16 protein-coding genes are annotated in these 19,365 nt (G+C 40.6%); 15 read left to right on the forward strand and 1 reads right to left on the reverse strand.

Annotated features, from left to right (window positions below; translation table 11 throughout):
• Positions 1–13 precede the first annotated feature (13 nt).
• The 12 genes from rbsK to FFM74_RS11475 all read left to right on the forward strand — a co-directional run bounded on the left by rbsK (position 14) and on the right by FFM74_RS11475 (position 12,943).
• The gene (rbsK, locus tag FFM74_RS11420; RefSeq protein ID WP_137626757.1) at positions 14–934 is read left to right on the forward strand and encodes a ribokinase; all 921 of its coding nucleotides are present in this window, start codon (positions 14–16) and stop codon (positions 932–934) included.
• Positions 935–1,445: 511 nt separating this feature from the next.
• Positions 1,446–2,789 carry a 6-phospho-alpha-glucosidase gene (locus FFM74_RS11425; protein ID WP_137626758.1) on the forward strand — a complete coding sequence of 448 codons (1,344 nt, stop codon included), beginning with the start codon at positions 1,446–1,448 and terminating at the stop codon, positions 2,787–2,789.
• 88 nt (positions 2,790–2,877) lie between these two features.
• Positions 2,878–4,743: an alpha-glucoside-specific PTS transporter subunit IIBC gene (locus tag FFM74_RS11430; protein WP_137626759.1), complete on the forward strand. Its 1,866-nt coding sequence runs from the start codon at positions 2,878–2,880 to the stop codon at positions 4,741–4,743.
• Between the two features lie 37 nt (positions 4,744–4,780).
• Positions 4,781–5,281 carry a hypothetical protein gene (locus tag FFM74_RS11435; RefSeq protein ID WP_137626760.1) on the forward strand — a complete coding sequence of 167 codons (501 nt, stop codon included), beginning with the start codon at positions 4,781–4,783 and terminating at the stop codon, positions 5,279–5,281.
• Between the two features lie 207 nt (positions 5,282–5,488).
• Positions 5,489–6,532, forward strand: a complete 1,044-nt coding sequence (locus tag FFM74_RS11440) for an IS30 family transposase (RefSeq protein WP_137626761.1) — start codon at positions 5,489–5,491, stop codon at positions 6,530–6,532.
• Positions 6,533–6,618: 86 nt separating this feature from the next.
• Positions 6,619–7,299 (forward strand): HAD family hydrolase, encoded by a 681-nt coding sequence (locus FFM74_RS11445; RefSeq protein WP_137626762.1) that lies wholly within the window; start codon positions 6,619–6,621, stop codon positions 7,297–7,299.
• A 201-nt stretch (positions 7,300–7,500) separates the two neighbouring features.
• Positions 7,501–8,832: a 6-phospho-alpha-glucosidase gene (locus FFM74_RS11450; RefSeq protein WP_137626763.1), complete on the forward strand. Its 1,332-nt coding sequence runs from the start codon at positions 7,501–7,503 to the stop codon at positions 8,830–8,832.
• A 299-nt stretch (positions 8,833–9,131) separates the two neighbouring features.
• Positions 9,132–9,908, forward strand: a complete 777-nt coding sequence (locus FFM74_RS11455) for a MurR/RpiR family transcriptional regulator (RefSeq protein ID WP_137626764.1) — start codon at positions 9,132–9,134, stop codon at positions 9,906–9,908.
• Between the two features lie 153 nt (positions 9,909–10,061).
• A complete protein-coding gene (locus FFM74_RS11460; protein ID WP_137626765.1) occupies positions 10,062–10,643 on the forward strand; it encodes a PTS sugar transporter subunit IIB in 582 nt (193 codons plus the stop codon).
• On the forward strand, positions 10,630–11,013 hold the full coding sequence (locus tag FFM74_RS11465; RefSeq protein ID WP_137626766.1) for a hypothetical protein: 384 nt from the start codon (positions 10,630–10,632) through the stop codon (positions 11,011–11,013). The genes FFM74_RS11460 and FFM74_RS11465 overlap by 14 nt, the downstream gene beginning before the upstream one ends.
• Before the next feature lie 14 nt (positions 11,014–11,027).
• Positions 11,028–11,513 (forward strand): PTS sugar transporter subunit IIA, encoded by a 486-nt coding sequence (locus FFM74_RS11470; RefSeq protein ID WP_137626767.1) that lies wholly within the window; start codon positions 11,028–11,030, stop codon positions 11,511–11,513.
• A gap of 80 nt (positions 11,514–11,593) precedes the next feature.
• A complete protein-coding gene (locus tag FFM74_RS11475; protein WP_223877225.1) occupies positions 11,594–12,943 on the forward strand; it encodes a class-II fumarase/aspartase family protein in 1,350 nt (449 codons plus the stop codon).
• A 64-nt stretch (positions 12,944–13,007) separates the two neighbouring features.
• Here FFM74_RS11475 and FFM74_RS11480 read toward each other — a convergent pair whose 3' ends face one another.
• The gene (locus FFM74_RS11480; RefSeq protein ID WP_137626769.1) at positions 13,008–13,727 is read right to left on the reverse strand and encodes a GntR family transcriptional regulator; all 720 of its coding nucleotides are present in this window, start codon (positions 13,725–13,727) and stop codon (positions 13,008–13,010) included.
• A gap of 198 nt (positions 13,728–13,925) precedes the next feature.
• Between FFM74_RS11480 and FFM74_RS11485 the strand changes: the two genes are divergently transcribed.
• Genes FFM74_RS11485 through FFM74_RS11495 form a run of 3 tightly spaced genes read left to right on the forward strand, consistent with a single transcriptional unit; the run spans position 13,926 to position 19,258 of the window.
• Positions 13,926–15,278 carry a PTS sugar transporter subunit IIC gene (locus tag FFM74_RS11485; RefSeq protein WP_137626770.1) on the forward strand — a complete coding sequence of 451 codons (1,353 nt, stop codon included), beginning with the start codon at positions 13,926–13,928 and terminating at the stop codon, positions 15,276–15,278.
• 25 nt (positions 15,279–15,303) lie between these two features.
• Positions 15,304–17,925 carry a glycoside hydrolase family 38 N-terminal domain-containing protein gene (locus FFM74_RS11490; RefSeq protein WP_137626771.1) on the forward strand — a complete coding sequence of 874 codons (2,622 nt, stop codon included), beginning with the start codon at positions 15,304–15,306 and terminating at the stop codon, positions 17,923–17,925.
• Positions 17,926–17,983: 58 nt separating this feature from the next.
• A complete protein-coding gene (locus tag FFM74_RS11495; protein ID WP_137626772.1) occupies positions 17,984–19,258 on the forward strand; it encodes a glycoside hydrolase family 125 protein in 1,275 nt (424 codons plus the stop codon).
• Positions 19,259–19,365: the final 107 nt, after the last annotated feature.

Consider the following 19,365-nt stretch of genomic DNA (forward strand, 5'->3'; position numbering starts at 1 on the left):
GGAGTGATGCTTAATGTCAAATCGAGTTGTCATCTTAGGTAGTATCAACGTCGATAATATTTTGCATATTCAGGCGTTACCTAAACCAGGAGAAACCATTGAAATGGCTGACTTTTCTAAGGCTGCGGGAGGCAAAGGCGCAAACCAGGCAATTGCTGCGGTTCGTTCAGGTGCTCAGACGACCTTTATTGGTAAAATTGGCAATGATTCAAATGGTCAGATGATGTTGACTGCCTTGAAAAAGGATAATATCAATACGGAAAATATTGGTGTTGCAAAAACGCAGACGGGTCAAGCTTATATACTGCTAGTGGCAAGCGGTCAAAACTCAATTATTATTCAGCATGGTGCTAACTTTGAGTTAACGCCAACGGATGTTCATCAAGCTCGAGAAGCGATTGTTGCAGCTGACTTTGTAGTTGCTCAAGCTGAAACGCCACTTGATGTGGCAGAAGAAGCGTTTAAAATTGCTCACGAAGCTGGAAAAAGGACCATTTTGAATCCAGCACCTGCTCATCAAGACTTACCAGAATCGTTACTAGCTGAAACTGATATTATTATTCCTAATGAAACAGAAAGCGCGGCCATCACGGGAATTCCAGTGACTGATGATACTACCTATCGAGAAAACGCTGAGTTTTACCATCGTTTAGGCGTTGCTGGCGTGATTATCACGCTTGGATCAGCCGGATCATATGTTTCAACTAAACAAGTTAAACAACAAGTGCCGGCATATAAAGTCAAGGCTGTTGATACAACTGCTGCTGGGGATACCTTTATTGGTGCCCTCAGTGCGGTTCTGCAGCCAGATCTAGCTAATTTAGTTGCAGCGGCCACATATGCCAGTCGGGCGTCATCGTTAACAGTACAACATCTGGGAGCTTTTCCATCGATTCCGCTGCGTGCTGCTGTTGTCAAAGCGTTAAAGAATTAATAAGGGCGAAACTTGAAGATGATGTTGTACAATCACGATTACTATACCTTTTTGAAAATTCAGAAGTATTAACCCTTATTGATGCTTTAAGGCGGTTCAAGCCAGTCAGTTGACTGGTTTGAGCCGCCTTTTTGGCTTCGTAAAATAAAAAGGATATACTTTAAACTCGTATGTGAATACATGAGCATTTTGTTACTTGTTTTAACGAATTTAAGGAACGCTATTTCTGAGATTGATAAGTTTTTTGTGATTATAAGCATAATGTATATCTATCAAATTTAGACTATTTATATTTTTTGTTAATGATAAAACATTGACATATAGCTGTTTTTAAGTGATGGGTACAAATTCATGAAAAAATTTCCACAACTTGAAATTAATTTAAAATCTTGAAACGCTATTCTAAATCCCCTCAACTTATTGCAGTCCAGTAGTGAGCATGCAATAATGAAAACGTCAATTGATGAAAGCGCTTTATATGAAGCTATAAAAAGGTTTGGAGGGTATTTTTATGACTCACGCAGCAGATGATCGTAAATTTTCAGTTTTAATTGCCGGTGGTGGGAGTACTTACACACCCGGGATTGTGCTAACTTTATTGAACGGACTCGACAAGTTTCCACTTCGTAAATTAAAATTTTACGATAATGATGGTGAACGCCAAAAGAAAATTGCGGATGCCGCTAGAATCTTAGTTAAGGAACGCGCACCAGAAATTGAATTTGAAGCAACGACTAATCCTGCCGAGGCTTTCACGGATGTTGACTTTGTGATGGCTCAAATTCGGGTTGGTAAATATGCCATGCGGAGCTTGGATGAAAAGATTCCACTCAAACATGGTGTTGTCGGCCAAGAAACAACTGGTCCTGGGGGGATTGCTTATGGATTACGCTCAATTCCTGGTGTTATCGAATTAGTCGATTATATGGAAAAGTATTCACCAAATGCTTGGATGCTTAACTATTCTAACCCAGCTGCAATTGTTGCGGAAGCCACTCGTCGGCTCCGTCCAAACTCAAAGATCATTAACATTTGTGATATGCCAATCGGTATTATGGATCGGATGGCTAAAATCGTTGGATTGAAGGATCGTAACGACTTAGTCTTCAGATATTATGGCTTGAATCATTTCGGCTGGTGGACAGATGTTCGCGATAAAACTGGTAAAGATTTGATGCCACAATTGAAGAAGCATGTTGCAAAACATGGTTATTTAGTTGATGACGACTATGAAGACGGCATCGAACCAAGCTGGGAAGAAACTTTCAAAATGGCTGCGGATGTCTATGCCCTGGATCCAACGACCTTACCTAATACTTACTTGAAGTATTACACGTATCCAACCCAAGTGGTTAAACATTCAGATCCTAACTACACTCGAACAGATGAAGTTGAAGCCCATCGTCAAAAATTAGTCTTTGGTGAATGTGCACGAATCGTTGAGAATGGTTCCGCTAAAGATACTGGATTCAAACCAGATGATCATTCAACTTATATTGTAGATTTATGTACTGCGATTGCTTATGACACAAAGCAACGGATGCTAGCAATTATTCCTAACGAAGGGGCCATTTCAAATATCGACCCAACAGCGATGGTTGAAGTGCCTTGTCTGTTTGGTGCCAATGGGGCAGAACGTTTAGCCATGGGTAAGGCGGCGACTTACCAGACTGGGATGATTACGGAACAAAATAGTGTTGAAAAGTTAGCCGTTGATGCCTTGTTAGAACATTCTTACACGAAATTATGGCAAGCATTTAGTTTATGCAAGATTGTGCCTGATGCAGGTGTCGCTAAAGATATCTTAGATGATATGGTTGTTGCAAATAAGGACTACTGGCCAGAACTTAACTAGTTTTTGACAAGTAGCAGTTAAGAAGGACTATTGCAATGATTTGTACTAGTCTTTCTTTTTAATTTAAAAAAAGTGAGATGAATTAATCATGATGCAGAAACTGCAAAAATTTGGGGCCGCGATGTTCGTACCTGTTTTGCTCTTCTCCTTTGCTGGGTTGATTGTTGCCTTTGGTTCCTTGTTTACCAATGCTGCTATTTTTCCAAGTTTAGCAAAGACTACGACGACTTGGTATGGTATTTGGTACACTATTGAAGAAGGTGGTTGGACCATCTTCCGGCAAGTCCCATTACTGTTCGTTGTCGGGCTACCAATTGGCTTAGCTAAAAAATCACAAGGCCGGGCCGCACTAGAATCATTAGTGACTTATTTAACTTTTAATTATTTCGTAGGTGCTATTTTAAGTATCTGGGGCCCAACCTTTGGGGTTAAAAACTACGCCGCTGAACTTTCTGCGAACTCGACTAATGGTGGGTTAACCATGATTGCTGGTATCAAGACACTTGATACTAGTATCGTTGGGGCCTTAGTTGTTGCCGGGATCGTGGTTTGGCTACACAATAAGTACTTCGATAAGAAGTTACCTGACTGGTTAGGAACGTTCCAAGGATCATCGTATGTTGTTATTTTAGGCTTCGCTGCAATGTTTGTTTTAGCCTTTGTCACTTGCTTAGTATGGCCAAAGATTCAATTAGGTATCTCTGCACTACAAGGGTTTATGAAGACATCCGGTGTAATTGGGGTCTGGGTCTACTGTTTCTTACAACGGGTCCTGATTCCAACTGGGTTACACCACTTTATTTACATTCCATTCCAATACGGACCAGCCGCAGTTGCTGGTGGGCTAGAACCATACTGGTTACAACATTTATCACAATTTGCAACCAGTACCGCACCAATCAAGTCATTAGCACCAGCAATGGGCTTCGAATTGTTTGGTAACGAAAAGGTCTTCGGGATTCCAGCAATTTGTTATGCATTCTACGTTACCGCTAAAAAGAGCCGTAAGAAGCAAACTGCTGCATTATTAATTCCAGCTGGATTAACTTCAATCGCCGCTGGGATTACTGAACCTGTTGAATTTACATTCTTGTTTGCTGCGCCTGTTCTCTGGGTTGTTCATTCATTATTAGCTGCTACTTTGGATGCAACGATGTTCGCCTTTGGGATCGTTGGTCAGTTCGATGGTGGATTAATTAACTTCTTGAGTATGAACTGGATTCCACTGTGGGCTAACCATTGGCACACTTGGGTTCTTCAAATTGTAATTGGTTTAATTTTCTCAGTTATTTACTTCTTTGTCTTTAAGATTATGATCCAACACTTCAACTATGCGACTCCAGGCCGTGAAGCAGAAGGTGAAGATACTAAGTTAATCAACAAGAAAGAATACAAAGCAAAGACTGGTTCAACATCAAATCCATATATTGAACGTGCCCAAGCTTACCTTGAAGGTCTTGGTGGTGCTGGGAATATTGAGGACATGACTAGTTGTGCCACTCGTTTACGGGTCACGGTTAAGGACCCTGAAAAGGTTGCCTCAGATGGCATGTTTAAAGCTAATAAAGCTGTTGGTGTGGTTCGGCACGGCAAGGCGATTCAAGTTATTGTTGGTTTAGATGTTGCTCAAGTGCTCGAAAAGATGACTGATTTGTCCAGTGGGCCACTCCAAATGGATACTGAATCAAAACCAGAAGTTAAAGAATTGACACCAATGCAACAGAATGCTGTTTTGCTGATGGATTCATTAGGGACTGATCAAAACATCGAAAATGTTGAAGATACTGCTAGTGAATTAGTTGTCACTGTTGTTAATCCAGCTGAGGTTGATCAAGAATCAGTCTTTAAAGAGTTAAATATTGGCATTGACAGTGTTAAGGTTGATGGCAAGAAAGTCACAATCAATATGAAAGATCACGAAAAGTTTGCGCAAGCAATGTTGTCGTTGATTTAGTTGCGAAGTGTTAGTCAGTAGGTAGGGGGTCAGCCAGATGGTTGCAAAGAATGGTAGAATTTCAAGATTTTTTGACCGAGTCATCACCGGATTGCATTATGATTTACGAAAAGCGCTGAATATTTATATTGCAGTTTTGATGATCGTCCCAGTAGCTTACTTTGCTTATATTGCTCTGGCTTTAAACATGAATAACATGGGGTTAGAGACTTACTTTAAGCAGAGTCCAATCACAACGGTAATGTTCATCGTGACATTGATGGACTTGATTGTTGCTTATGTGCTTTACTTTAGAAAGTCGGTGCTATTGACCAACCGGATGACGGTGATTGTAACGTTTAGTGTTTTAACCGTCTTACAATTGATGGTCGGTAATGTGATCTCAGTTATTCTAGGTTTAATTGTGCTCTATCTATCGAAAAACATCGTTGCAGCACAATCAACAGCCGTTGATAAGCAGACTTTAGCCGTGATTATTGGCAGTACACCATTTTACTTGATCTGTACTTGGTTACTGTTTACCATTGGTTTAAAATAAGCGTTTTGAATCATAATTTGATTGCGTAAAATTGGTAATATAAGATTGAAGACAGCCTGGCCAGCACTTAGTGTGATGACTGGGCTGTTGTTTTGTAAAAATAAATGAGCCCGGATTTAAAATTGAAGTGCAACACCAAGTAAAGTAAACAAAAAGGCCATGGAGACCTATACTTTAATCACCACGAATAAAGAAAGAGGACTCTCCATGACCCAATTAAATATTACCACTACTCATAACTACCAACAACTGTCGGAAGCTGAAAGAGGCGCCATTCAAGCGTTTCATGAAGATCATTATTCAATTCGAACTATTGCTCAACGACTCCATCGAAGCCCTAGTACAATTAGCCGTGAGCTCAAGCGTGGCACGGTTCGTCAGCTTAATTCAAACTACTTACCATACTATCAATACTTCGCTGAGACCGGACAAGCTAATTACCTCAAGCACCGTAAAAACTGCCATGCTAACGGACTCTTAAACCGCTGCTGGTTGTTCTTTTCAATGCTCTGTAAGGCTCTTAAAAAGCATGTCCGGTGGGATAGTATTGATAGCTTTGTCCATCGTTTTCGGCGCGATCATCCAGACAAGCCTTGTCCATCAACCCCAACGGTTTACCGTTATATTGATATGGGAATGCTTGACTTGAACAATAGTGATCTACCAATGAAATTACGCCGCCGAGTTAAGGGCAGCCATAAGCCCCATCTACGCATGAACAAGAAGAACTTAGGAACTTCCATCGATGATCGTCCAAGCTATATTGATGATCGTCTACTGCTTGGTGATTGGGAAGGTGACCTGGTCAAGGGGAAGCGAGTCGCTAGCGAACCAGCTGTCATGACTTTGACCGAACGTTTAAACCGGTTTGAAATCATCGTCAAGATCCCCGACTATCACGCCGAAACCTGTCTTGATGCCTTACAAGCTATCATTAACCAGTATGGCCGGGACAAATTTCATTCCATCACTTTTGACAACGGTAGTGAATTCTCTTTGCTTAACCAGGTCCAAGGAACTCAGGTCTATTTTGCCCATCCTTATTCACCTTGGGAACGTGGTAGTAACGAGAACCAAAATGGGTTGATCCGTGAGTTTATGCCTAAAGGTAAATCAATGAAGAACTATACAGATAGCTACATCACTGAAGTCCAAGCTGCCCTTAACAACCGACTCAGAAAGTCACTTGGCTATCTAAGTGCCTGTGAAGCTTTCAAGCTCTTCTCACCAATCAAACTCAGATTACATTAATGAGTATAGCTCCATGTCTTTGTTTATTTTACTTAGTGTTGCACTTGATTTGACAATTCGGGAAAAATAAATGAGGAGTGATTAGCATGACCAATGCCCTGATTTTTGATTTTAATGGCACAATGTTTTTTGACGCTGCTTTCCAAAAGACAGCTTGGGGAAATTTCTTGGCTGAAGTGTTTAATGTTAAAATGACTGAATCAGAATTTCAAAGCCATATTGCTGGGCGTAATAATCGATATACCTTTGAATACTATGCTCATCGACCAATTACTGAGACTGAATTAGAAACAATGAGTGAAGCTAAAGAACAAGGTTATCGTACCTTGTGTCTATCTCAACCGGAAAACTTCCATTTAGTTCCTGGATTATCTGAATTTTTGGATAACTGTCGTACTCAAGGTATTAAGTTAAATATTGCCACTGCTTCAGAACGCCCCAATGTTGAATTCTTCTTTAAAAATTTGGGCCTAGCACGTTGGTTTGCGATTGATCAGGTTGCCTTGAATGATTCTTCACTACCTGGTAAACCGGCACCTGATATTTTTTTGAAGGCGATGGCTAATGTTGGTGCGAACGGTGCTGAAAGTGCCATTTTTGAGGACTCTGTTTCGGGTATTCAAGCGGCGAACCGTGCGCAAACTGGTCAGGTTATTTTGGTGAGAGACCCGCAAGCAACTGCTATTAGCCTGCCAGTAGATCTGCGAGTGGACCATCAAATTAGTGATTATTATCGGATTGGTGAAACACTATTGGAAAATCGATAGGGGTGTGCCAGTCGTTGTAAATGGCTTACTTTGGGGATTTGTGAGCTGAAAGAACTCTGAAATATATTTCAATTTATGAAACATGGGATAGCTTGTGAAACTGTTTCCAAACTCGTTCCAAAGCATTGAAAGCGCTTAATTTCGGAGTAATATTAAGACTGTAATCAAGTGAAACACAAATAGTTCTAGGAGGAATTACTCATGGATGATAGAAAGTTTTCCGTATTAATTGCCGGTGGCGGTAGCACCTATACCCCAGGAATCGTTTTAACTTTATTGGAACATATTAAAAAATTCCCGTTACGAAAATTAAAATTTTACGATAACGATGGTGAACGCCAAAAGAAAATTGCTGATGCTTGTCGTATCTTAGTCAAGGAACGCGCACCAGAAGTTGAATTTGAAGCTTCGACTAATCCAGAGGAAGCTTTCTCAGATGTTGACTTTGTGATGGCTCAGATCCGGGTTGGTAAATATGCAATGCGGAGCCAAGATGAAAAGATTCCGCTCAAACATGGTGTTGTTGGTCAAGAAACGACTGGCCCTGGTGGGATTGCTTATGGACTTCGCTCAATTCCAGGTGTCATTCAATTAGTTGACTACATGGAAAAGTATTCACCAAATGCTTGGATGTTAAACTATTCAAATCCTGCTGCGATTGTTGCTGAAGCAACTCGCCGTTTACGTCCAAACTCAAAGATTATTAATATTTGTGATATGCCAATTGATATCATGGACCGGATGGCGGCAATTCTTAATTTGAAGGATCGTAATGAATTAGTCTTCCGTTATTATGGTTTGAACCACTTTGGTTGGTGGACAGATATTCGCGACAAGACTGGTAAAGATTTGATGCCTGCCTTGAAGGAATACGTTGCTAAGAATGGTTACTGGGTTGGCGGCGACTATGATAAGAATACTGAAGCTAGTTGGGAAGAAACTTTCAAGATGGCGGCTGATGTTTATGCTTTGGACCCAACCACGTTGCCTAATACGTACTTGAAGTATTATCTCTATCCAACTGAAGTGGTTAAACACTCAGATCCTAACTATACTCGGACGGACGAAGTTGAAGCCTATCGTCAAAAGAATGTCTTTGGTGAATGTGCTCGAATCGTTAAGAATAATAGTGCTAAGGATACTAACTTCGTTTCAGACCAACACTCAACGTACATTGTTGATCTATGTACCGCAATTGCTTACGATACTAAACAACGAATGCTAGCAATCATCCCTAACGAAGGTGCTATTTCAAATATTGACCCAACTGCAACGGTTGAAGTTCCTTGCCTGTTTGGTGCAACTGGTGCTGAACGAATCGCCATGGGTAAAGCTGCCACCTTCCAGAAAGGGTTAATTACCGAACAAAACAGTGTTGAAAAGTTAGCTGTTGATGCTTGGGAAGAGCATTCTTACACGAAGTTATGGGAAGCCTTCAGCTTATGCAAGATTGTACCTGACGCTGGTGTTGCCAAGGATATTCTTGATGACATGGTTGTTGCTAATAAAGACTTCTGGCCAGAATTGAAGTAATTCGAAAAAATAGAATAAGGATAACAATTGGAGAGCAAACTTAGATAGTAAAATAAGGGTGCGCTCCTTTGTTAATATAATGGTATCAGTCACTAAACCTAAAACTTTCTAATGGGACTGGAATGGTAATTTTTGAGCTGAATTAAGGCGTTAATTGTTTTGTAAAACTAGGCAATAAAGCAGTCATACCAGGCAATTCACCGTTTAAATAGTGAGTAATGGGCATGTTATAATCTAAGAAGTTTAGTAGATTAAAACGTTTACTAAATGAATATACAGATTAGATTGAGGGATACGATTTGAATTTAGAAGCTCTGGAAAACGAACACTTTAGTGAGTTAAATGAAACGGACAAAGAAATTATCCAATTTATTAACCGAAATCGAGCGATGGTTAGAGAGGCAAGTTTAGCAGATGTTGCAACGAGGTCATTGTTTTCTAAGTCGTCCATATTTAGAGCGTGTCAAAAATTAGGGTTAACGGGTTTTAGCCAGCTTAAATATTTATTGCAGGAAGAAGCAAAGCAAGTTCAAGATGTGAATATTGATTTTGTGTCACAAACCGTTAAATCAGTTTTATGGATGTCAAATCAATTTAAAAGTACCAAGTTGGATGATATCTATGGCATGTTAAATCGAGCTAAAACAATCTTCATTTACTCAACTGGCTGGGAACAGCAAATTGTGGCACAGCAGTTGCAACGCAACCTATATTTGTCAGGCAAAATGGCATTTAGTTTTCCGAGTGCAGTTGACGAGATGAGTTTGTCGCGAACACATATTGATGCAAATGATGCGCTGATTGTGATTTCTTATTCTGGGATGAATGATGTTGTGTTAAAGATGGTACAAAACTTTAATTTGCAAGGTGTGCAAACCTTGGCCTTTACATCATTTCGACAAAACAAGTTGTCACAAATAGCAAAATACAATCTTTATTATGATACCGTCTCAAAAAATGTGAGTTATGAGAATCGAAAAGAACAATTTTTCTCAGATTTACATGTTTTGATAGATTTGTTCAGTATGGGACTGATAAACTATATTAGTAGTACTAATCAGGACTTGGAAGATTAGCACCTATTTGATGGCAGCAAATGTTAGCGTTTCCTGATTAGATTCTGAATCGTAAATTTGAAAAGGCTAATTAAGTAAAAGTTATGTTAAGCACAATCAGTTTTGCTAGTTGTTCTGCTTAGCAATTATTATTGATTCAGGAGGATGTCTAGGATGAGGAAAGGAAATAGTTTCTCTCAGCAGGCGGTTGATTACCTGAAGGATTTAGGCGGAAGTGCCAATGTCGAGGATATCGTTAATTGTGCTTCACGAATTCGGGTCACTGTAAATGATGTGACCGCAGTGGCTTCCGATAAGCAATTTATTGCGGATGGTGCCATTACCGTTGTTCGACATGGGAAAGCGATTCAAGTAATTGTCGGTTTGGACGTCCCCCAAATACTTAGTGTAATGCGACAACTCATATCAGGTCTGGATATTTACGATGCTGAGCTTGATGAATACGGTTTAACACCAATTGGTGAAAAAGCAACAATGCTCTATGAGTGTTTTGGCTTGGATGGTAATATTCAACAAATTACAGTGTCAAATGACCAGATTATCGTACAAGTTAAAGATGTCTCATGGGTTGATCCGTTTGATATTATGCTGCAGCTAGGAATTGGTGTAACAGCCGTTAAGACTGTTGATACTCGAATATTTGTCGAGATTGCGGATGCGACGGATATTGCCCGACAGATGTTAATGATGGATATGACCAAATCGAAAGAATTGATGCGGCATGACAGTAATTAAAAGGGATATTCATATTGAATTACCAACTAACAGTATTTATCATATCGTCACGGCTAATGGCAAAATGAAAATTGTGATGAAATGTGAGGATACTAATATTTATGCGCCGGTAGCAGGGATTATTGACGCTTATTCACAAGTTGATCGAAGTATCAATATCATCATTGCCGGTTCAAAGATACCAGTGGTCATGCAATTACCAGCAGTGCCTGCCGAGCTAATTACTTTTTATGTGAATCCAGGAGAGCGCGTCACTAGTGGCTTAAAATTAGCAGATTTGAAAAAGTTAACGAGTAACCTGCTGATTACGACAATTGATTTAGACGAAAATTGCCATTACGAAGTCTATAAACGGCAATCATTAAATTGAGTGGAGGATTTATTATGTTTAAACTATTTAAGAAAAATAAAACAGAAGCTGTCGTGGCACCAGCTACGGGTCAATTGATTAAGATCGAATCAGTTTCAGATGATGTTTTCTCACAAAAAATGATGGGTGATGGGTTTGCTGTTGAACCGTCACATAATGATATTGTTTCGCCGGTAGCTGGAACGATTTCAACCGTCTTTCCAACGAAACATGCGATTGGGATTACTACTGATGAAGGTCTTGAAGTCTTAGTTCATATGGGGCTCGACACGGTTGAATTAAATGGCGAACCTTTCGAAATGCTCGTTAAGGCTGGCGAAAAAGTTGAACCAAACACCCCACTTGCCATCATGGATTTAGACAAGGTTAAAGCCGGTGGTAAAGGAACAACCGTTGTTATTGTTTATACAAACATGGACAAGATTGATAGTGTTCCAACAGTTGAACCGCAATATGTTGATCATGGTGATTCAGTAGGCACATTAACTTATCAAAAGTAAGATATGTCTAAATGATTAAGTGAAGGACCGGATGTCAGTCATCTGGCCCTTTTTTAGATTGAAAGAGTGAGGCGATAATTATGGCATTAACAGATTCAATGAGTACGGTTCTCGATGATCAAGGTATTCAGCAGTTACTTTCAGAAAGCGTGAAACTGCAGACCTGGTTAGATGTCGAAAGCGCTCTGGCAACTGCCCAAGCGGAGAATGGTTTAATTCCTAAGGCAGCGGCAATACAAATTAAGAAAAATGCTAAAGTTGAAAATTTAGATTTGACGAAAATGGCTGAAATTAAGCGCCAAGTTGGCCATGGTTTTGTGCCCTTTGTTAAAGTCTTTGTTCAAACTTGTGATTCGGAAAGTGGTAAGTATATTCACTATGGCGCGACGACTCAAAATATTCAGCAAAGTTCACAAAATATTATTTTGAAGCAGATTAATCATAAGTTTTTGACCATGACAAAAACAATTTTGTTAAATTTAGCGATGTTAGCTGAAAATAATGCGGCGAGTGTCATGGCTGGTCGCACGCATGGTAAACATGCGATTCCGATTACTTATGGTTATAAGGTTTCAACGTGGCTGTCTGACATGCTCATGAGTCTAGACCGCCTTGAACAATTGGAACCACGTGTATTTACCATTATGATGGGAGGCGCAGTGGGTGCTTTTAACTCTGTGGGTGCAGTTGGTCCCAAGATTCAAGCACGAGTGGGGGAGTTGTTGGATATGCCGGTAATGATGATTCCTTCACGGGCCATCCACACACCGCAGATTGAGTATATTAATGCGCTCGCTTTGTTAGCGAATAATTGTGAGACGATTGCTGAGGAGGTCTTTCAAACTTCAATTGAAGAGTTCGGGGAAGTTTCTGAGCCATTTCAGAAGGGCACTATTGGGAGTTCCACGATGCCACATAAGATTAATCCTAAATTGTCTAAAGGTATCATTGCGAATGCGCAGAAGCTCTACTCGTTAACGCAAGTGGGTTACTACTCAAGTGCTCGGCCATTTGAAGCTGATAGTAGTTCTAATATGTTGTTCGATGGCCTACTGACTGAAGCCGTGGGGTTAATGCGTGAAATTTTGAGTCGCACGGTGGCACTAACCGAGACTTTGCAAGTGCATGTGTCGCGACTATATGCAAATGCGACGATTAATCATGGTATTGATAACAGTGAATATATCATGATGACTTTAGCAAAAAAGATTGGTAAAGACCGTGCGCATACGATGGTCTATCAAATGGCAATTGATGCGGAGGTTAATCATAAATCGTATCAAGATATTTTATTGAAGAACGAGTTATTAGGCCAGATGTTTTCGAAGGATGAGCTTAATAATTTACTAAAACCGGAAAACTACACGGGTTTATCTCAAGAACTCACCTTGAAGATGGTTAAAATAGTTCGGCAACGCTGTGCAAAGTAAGGTAAGGACAGTGAAATTAAAAGGCTCACAACTGGGAAAAAGCCTAGTTGTGAGTCTTTATTAATCACCAATATTCACTGCGATGGACGTCAATCACGAATTTAGAATGATCTTCAATAAATTGTGATATGGAATATTCGAAAGCATCGCCTTTTTGGTCATAAGCGATTTGTTCGATGACTAATACTGGCGTACCAACTGTAACAGCCAACGCTTGGCTACTTTCTTCGTTGGCTGCTTGTGCATAGACAACACGACGGGCATCAGTCATGAAGAGATTCTTTTTGATTCCGAGATAATCATAAATGGAACCAGCCAAAATCTTTTTATCGAGTGGTGCAATCCGAGTTGGCATGATGGTATGTTCAAAGCTGTAATGTTTACCATTACGGAAACGGACACGTTTAATTTCGTAAACGGGCTCATTAGCAGCTATTCGTAAGTTTTTTTGTTCCGTTTCATCGGGGAGCCGTGCACTGAAAAGCAAAATTTTACTAGTGATTTTTTGATCCCGATGAGTATAGGTTGTGCCAATGGGGAGATCCAAGGGTAATAATTCACCGTTATTATTAGCAATTTGTGATCGAACAATGGTTCCGGAACCTTGCTGACTGTAAATTAACCCTTCATCACTTAATAGTTGTAATGATTTGCGCAACGTTAAACGACTCACCTTATATTTATGAGCTAATGCTTCCTGAGTTGGCATTGCCATCCCAGCGCGATAATGGTTGCGTAAAATATCGCGTTTAATATCAGAATAAATTTCTTTATATCTATACAACTTATTTCGCTCCAATCGTCCTAGGTAATAGTCATATTGTAGCATAACTAAATTATATGTATACAAATATAACGAAAATTATCTAAATTTGGCAATACAAATCTTTAAATTCTTCTTTACATCTACTCAATTCTTGCTATAATCAAAAGTGTTAGAAAACGCTTTCTGAAAATACATTATAAAAAGGGGTAGCAGATTATGGCCTTCAATGTCGAAAAGCTCCAAGAACCGTTACTTAAAGCTTCTGGTTGGGTGCAACAAAATAGTATTTTGCAAGCAATTAAAAACGCTTTCATCATGACGATTCCTTTCTCAATCATTGGTTCTTTCTCCAATTTGATTAAGATGCAACTCGATGCCTGGATTAAAAGTGCTCATATTACCAATGTCTGGTTAACAAATACGAGTGAATTATTTGGTTACTTAAATACTGCCACATTAGGGATTATTGGAATTATTGTCGTTTTGAGTTCGTCATATTCATATGCACGAGAACTAAAGAAGAAGTATCAAGATATCAACATATTCTTGGCTGTAATTTTGGCTTTGGCCGCTTACTTTGTAATGGTGCCTAAGAATATCAACTTTGCAGATCCTAAAGCTAAAGTGATTGAAGGCTTTGCGACGGGATTCTTCGATTATTCGGGGATGTTTACCGGTTTGATCGTTGGGATGATTTCCGTTTATATCTATGCACGGTTGAGTAAGAGCAAGATTACGATTAAAATGCCTGACAGCGTCCCACAAAACATTTTCGATTCATTTGCGTCATTGATCCCAATTACTGGAGCTTTATTGATGTTTGGGATTGTTCGAATTATTATTCAAAGTTTAGGTTTCGTTTCATTAATTGAATTAATCTCTGAAGTTTTGATCAAGCCGCTTTTGACTGTTGGAACTGGGTTACCAGCTATTATTGTCGTCATTATCGTGGAACAAATTCTGTGGTTCCTTGGCTTACACGGATTTAACATTGTTTGGGGCGTGATGTCAGCGTTCTGGTTGCCGGTCTTCCTACAAGATGTTGCTAAGTATGCGGCAACGCAAAGCTTTGCTGGCATTACGATTGCACCAAATACCATGACTAACGTTTATGCCATGATTGGTGGCTCTGGGGCAACCTTTGGACTAATTATTGCCATGTTGATCTTTACCAAAAAAGGTGAAAAAGAGCGCGAAATTGCCAAATTAGGCTTTATTCCAGGTTGTTTTGGGATTAATGAACCGATTATCTTTGGGTTACCCATTGTCTTGAATCCAATTATGTTTATCCCATGGCTAGTTGTACCGTTGATGAATGCGATTATTGCTTACACCGTCACTAAAATTGGTTGGGTTGTGCCATTGGTTGTTCTGAACTCGGGTAATGAACCAATCTTCTTAAGTACTTGGATTCTAGGGGCGTTCCATACGAGTCCAGTTGTCTTGACCTTGGTCCTAGTTATCTTAGATGTTTTACTTTACTCACCGTTTGTCATTTTAAATCAACGAAGCGAACGCGCCCAATTTGCAAAACAAGCTAAGGCTGCAGCGGCCGAAGATGCTGCTTAGTCCTCGTTAGAAAGAGAGTCGACTTATGAAAGAAGTTTCGGTAATTGCCCATACCCATTGGGATTTTGAATGGTACTTTACACGGCAAGATGCCCGTGTTCAATTTGCCTATCATATGGATGAAGTTTTACAGGCGTTAGCGACAAATCAACTTGATTATTATTTATTGGATGGTCAAATGGCGATTGTTGATGATTATTTGCAAACTGATCCCGAAAAAAGGTCAGCGATGACGAAGTTCATCACTGCCGGTCGTTTGTTTGTCGGGCCTTGGTACACGCAGATTGATGAACTAGTCACTTCTGGCGAATCAATTGTCCGAAATTTGCAACAAGGGATTGCATTGTCAGCATCGTTGGGCAAGACGATGCCGATTGGTTATTTGCCGGATTCATTTGGCCAAGGGCAAGATATGCCTAAGATTTACCGTGGTTTTGGCATTGATAAGGCCATCTTTTGGCGGGGCATGCCAGCGGAAAACTCTGCCCGTTATTTCTACTGGACTAGTGATGATGAGTCAAAAGTATTAGTGACGAATTTACGTAATGGTTATCCAGTGGGCGCTGAGTTAATGGAATCAGATGACTACGTCTCATTGCTGCACAAAATCAGTTCAGATACTGAGGTCAGTCATTTAGCATTGCCGGTGGGTGGTGATCAGCGGCCAGTAGACTTCAACTTAAAGCAACGGATCGCCGCTGCTAATACGGCCCAGTCTGAGTACCATTTACATGAAAGTACTTACCCAGAATATTTTGACGCGCTGTCAAAGGAAGCCGATTTGCCAACTTATCAAGGTGAGTTTGTCGATCCTAGCACGTCGAAAATTCATCGCGGCATTTACTCGTCACGGGCAGATTTAAAACAGTTGTATGATCAGATTGAGCGTCTAATGACTTATGAAGTTGAACCATTGATGGCCATTGCCCAATACCATGGTATTGAAACGAAGCAGGGACTTGTCGCAGAGGTTTGGAAAGCAGTGGCCCGTGGACAAGCCCATGACTCTTCGGGTGGCTGTAACAGTGATGCCACCAATCAGGATATCTTCCATCGTGGCACGGTGGCACTACAATTAGCGACGTCCGTTAAAGCTTATTTATTGCGTAAGTTAAGCAGTCATATTGATGGTGATCTTGATCTGTTCTTCTGGAACGCTACAGCAAACGCTACGAACACTATCAAAACAGTCACGTTGGCGACGCGGGCGTCTAAATTTGAGTTAACTGATGAACAGGAAAATCCCGTTACATTTCAAGTTTTGAAACAAGTAACTGTTGATATGGCTACTTTGCGACATGATCGGTCAGCAATGAAACCTGATTTGTACTACGAGACAACGATTGCATTGCCAGTAACAATTGCAGCGACTGATTGGGCCGGCGCCAAAATTATTGAAGTTGCGGGAACCTTTGCTCAGTCAGCGGCAGTTGACTCAATTGAAAATGAATTTTATCAGCTTGTGGCTGATAAATCGGGGATCACCTTAATTGATAAGCGGACGCAGCAAACTTATGAAGACTTTTTAAAAGTAGAAGATAGCGGCGATGAGGGTGATACCTATGATTATTCACCTGCCTATCAAGATTGGCTTTTAAACCTTGATTTCAAACAAGCGGTTATTCATGGTACAACGGGAAAATATCATTCCCAACTAACCTTGACAGGAACGTGGCAGTTGCCAGCTGATTTATCGCAACGCGCTGAAAAAGTTCGTGAAACCGCTGTGCCATATCAGTTGACGTTAACTTTACAACATGCAAATGAAACGATTGGTTTCAAACTTGACCTTGATAATCAGGTGAAAGATCATCGATTACGGTTGTTAGTACAAACGAGTGTACAAGCTGAAAATAGCTATGCTGATACACCTTTTGGCGTGATTAAGCGTCCTGTGATTGATCCCCATTTAGCTGATTGGCGAGCGATTGGGTATCATGAAGAAACAACGGCCTTAAGACCAATGTTACATTTCGTCAATATTCATGATCAGAATAGTAGTTGGTCAGTGATTGGTTTAGGTGAAAAGGACTTTCAAGTAATTGGGCAGCATTATGATCAATTAGCCATTACGTTACTTCGAGGGGTCGGTTTTCTAGGACGGCCGGATCTCATTCGTCGGCCGAGTGATGCGTCCGGGTTACAAACTAAGTATGTACCGACACCGGATAGTCAATTATTAGGACCAATGAGTTTTAGGGGTGGGATCTGTCTTGATGAACAATTCGATCCGGCAACAATCCAACAGCGCCATCATGCGTTGTCTATTGGGACCATGGCGTACCAGAATCAGACACTAGATCGGTTTACGAGTCCGATTCAATATTTCCAGATTAATGCGACTGCAGCGACGTTGACGCATTTACCATTATTACAGTTAACTGCACCAAAATTAGTCATTAGTTCATTAACGACGACACCAGATCAAACTGGATTAGTCTTACGGGTGTATAATCCAACTAAGAAATCACTAGCAACACCTGGTAAGTTAACGCTTGGTCAAACGAGTGTTGTCAAACAGTTAAATTTAAATCATGTGGCGATTGATAATCTTGCTGATTGTGTGACCGACTTATCGTTAGCAGATTTTCGTCCAGGTGAAATTCGGACTTATGGCATTTATCCAGTTTCGTTCAACAATTGCTAAAAGTTAAAACACCCTGCCTAGTCGCAGGGTGTTTTAACTAAGAAGGAGATTAGTTAAAATGGAGATTAAGTTAGCCGAAGTTATTAAAAAAGTGGAGGCTTATGCGGCCAACCAGACCCTACCGACGGCTCGAACTACTGAGTTATTTCGGAATTTATTGAGCGACGCGTTGGCAAAGGCCACTACGGCAGAATCTGATGGGACGTTTTTCGTTAAAACTGGTGACATTCCAGCGATGTGGCTACGAGATGCCACTTTTCAAGTGCTGCCTTATCTTAGCCTGACGCAAGCAGTGCCGGAATTAATCCCAGTGCTAGTTGGTGTGTTACGGCGTGAATTGCGCTATGTCCAACATGATCCATATGCCAATGCCTTTAATCAAACTGCGTCTGGCGCTCATTGGAGTGATGACGAGTCCAACATTCCGGTTTCAGATTTAGTTTGGGAACGAAAATTTGAAATTGATTCGCTATGCGCACCCCTGTTACTAGCGCTGAGATTATATGAAAGAACTGGTAGTTCTGATCATTTAGACGATGAGTTTTGGCAGACCTTAGCAATTATTATGACAGTCTTCGAAACCGAGCAGCATCATGACGCGTCATCGTATTATTTTAGCCGCGTTGACTGTCCGGCAAATGATACTTTAGCGAATGAAGGAAAAGGAACGCCCGTTAGTTATACCGGTATGATTTGGGACGGCTTCCGACCGAGTGATAATGTTTGTGAATATGGTTATCATGTACCGTCCAATATGTTTGTCGTCGCAGTTTTGACGCGATTAGTGCCATTAATACCGGCCAGTTTTAAAATATTAAAGGACCGTGTTCAAGAGTTAGTGGCAACGATTAAGCAAGGTATTACGCGCTATGCAATGGTTACGTTGCCGAGTGGTCAAGTGGGTTACGCATACGAAGTTGATGGGCTAGGCCATCAAAAATTGATGGATGACGCTAATGTGCCAAGTTTGTTAGCTTTGCCGTTTATTGGTTATACAGATGTGGATGATGTCATCTATCAAAATACGCGAGAATTTATTCTTAGTCATCAGAATCCGTATTACTATCAAGGCAAAGTTTTGTCCGGAATTGGGAGTAATCACACGCCGGAAGCGTACGTTTGGCCAATTAGTCTGGCTATGGTGGGCCTGACTTCAACTGATCAAGCAACGAAGCTCACCCAATTAGAAAAGATTGCGACCACTGATAATACAACCGGTCAATGTCATGAGAGTGTTAGTGTGGACGATACGAGTCAATATACCCGGGATTGGTTCTCATGGGCAAATATGACGTATTGTGAGTTGGCGTTAGATATTTTGCATGGTGAATAATAGTAACGGCAAAAAGACCATCAGGGGACTCGGCGCGGCTCCGTGTCAAGTAGACAATCAAATAATTAAAATTGTTAAGCAATTTTCTTGAGGGCATGATTCCGGTA

It is taken from the genome of Lactiplantibacillus pingfangensis, from assembly GCF_005404945.1.
Classification (GTDB): Bacteria; Bacillota; Bacilli; order Lactobacillales; family Lactobacillaceae; genus Lactiplantibacillus; species Lactiplantibacillus pingfangensis.

Coding starts and splice junctions, on each gene's coding strand:
- rbsK (WP_137626757.1), top strand. CDS start 14: ATGTCAAATCGAGTTGTCATCTTAGGTAGTATCAACGTCGATAATATT.
- FFM74_RS11425 (WP_137626758.1), top strand. CDS start 1,446: ATGACTCACGCAGCAGATGATCGTAAATTTTCAGTTTTAATTGCCGGT.
- FFM74_RS11430 (WP_137626759.1), top strand. CDS start 2,878: ATGATGCAGAAACTGCAAAAATTTGGGGCCGCGATGTTCGTACCTGTT.
- FFM74_RS11435 (WP_137626760.1), top strand. CDS start 4,781: ATGGTTGCAAAGAATGGTAGAATTTCAAGATTTTTTGACCGAGTCATC.
- FFM74_RS11440 (WP_137626761.1), top strand. CDS start 5,489: ATGACCCAATTAAATATTACCACTACTCATAACTACCAACAACTGTCG.
- FFM74_RS11445 (WP_137626762.1), top strand. CDS start 6,619: ATGACCAATGCCCTGATTTTTGATTTTAATGGCACAATGTTTTTTGAC.
- FFM74_RS11450 (WP_137626763.1), top strand. CDS start 7,501: ATGGATGATAGAAAGTTTTCCGTATTAATTGCCGGTGGCGGTAGCACC.
- FFM74_RS11460 (WP_137626765.1), top strand. CDS start 10,062: ATGAGGAAAGGAAATAGTTTCTCTCAGCAGGCGGTTGATTACCTGAAG.
- FFM74_RS11465 (WP_137626766.1), top strand. CDS start 10,630: ATGACAGTAATTAAAAGGGATATTCATATTGAATTACCAACTAACAGT.
- FFM74_RS11470 (WP_137626767.1), top strand. CDS start 11,028: ATGTTTAAACTATTTAAGAAAAATAAAACAGAAGCTGTCGTGGCACCA.
- FFM74_RS11475 (WP_223877225.1), top strand. CDS start 11,594: ATGGCATTAACAGATTCAATGAGTACGGTTCTCGATGATCAAGGTATT.
- FFM74_RS11485 (WP_137626770.1), top strand. CDS start 13,926: ATGGCCTTCAATGTCGAAAAGCTCCAAGAACCGTTACTTAAAGCTTCT.
- FFM74_RS11490 (WP_137626771.1), top strand. CDS start 15,304: ATGAAAGAAGTTTCGGTAATTGCCCATACCCATTGGGATTTTGAATGG.
- FFM74_RS11495 (WP_137626772.1), top strand. CDS start 17,984: ATGGAGATTAAGTTAGCCGAAGTTATTAAAAAAGTGGAGGCTTATGCG.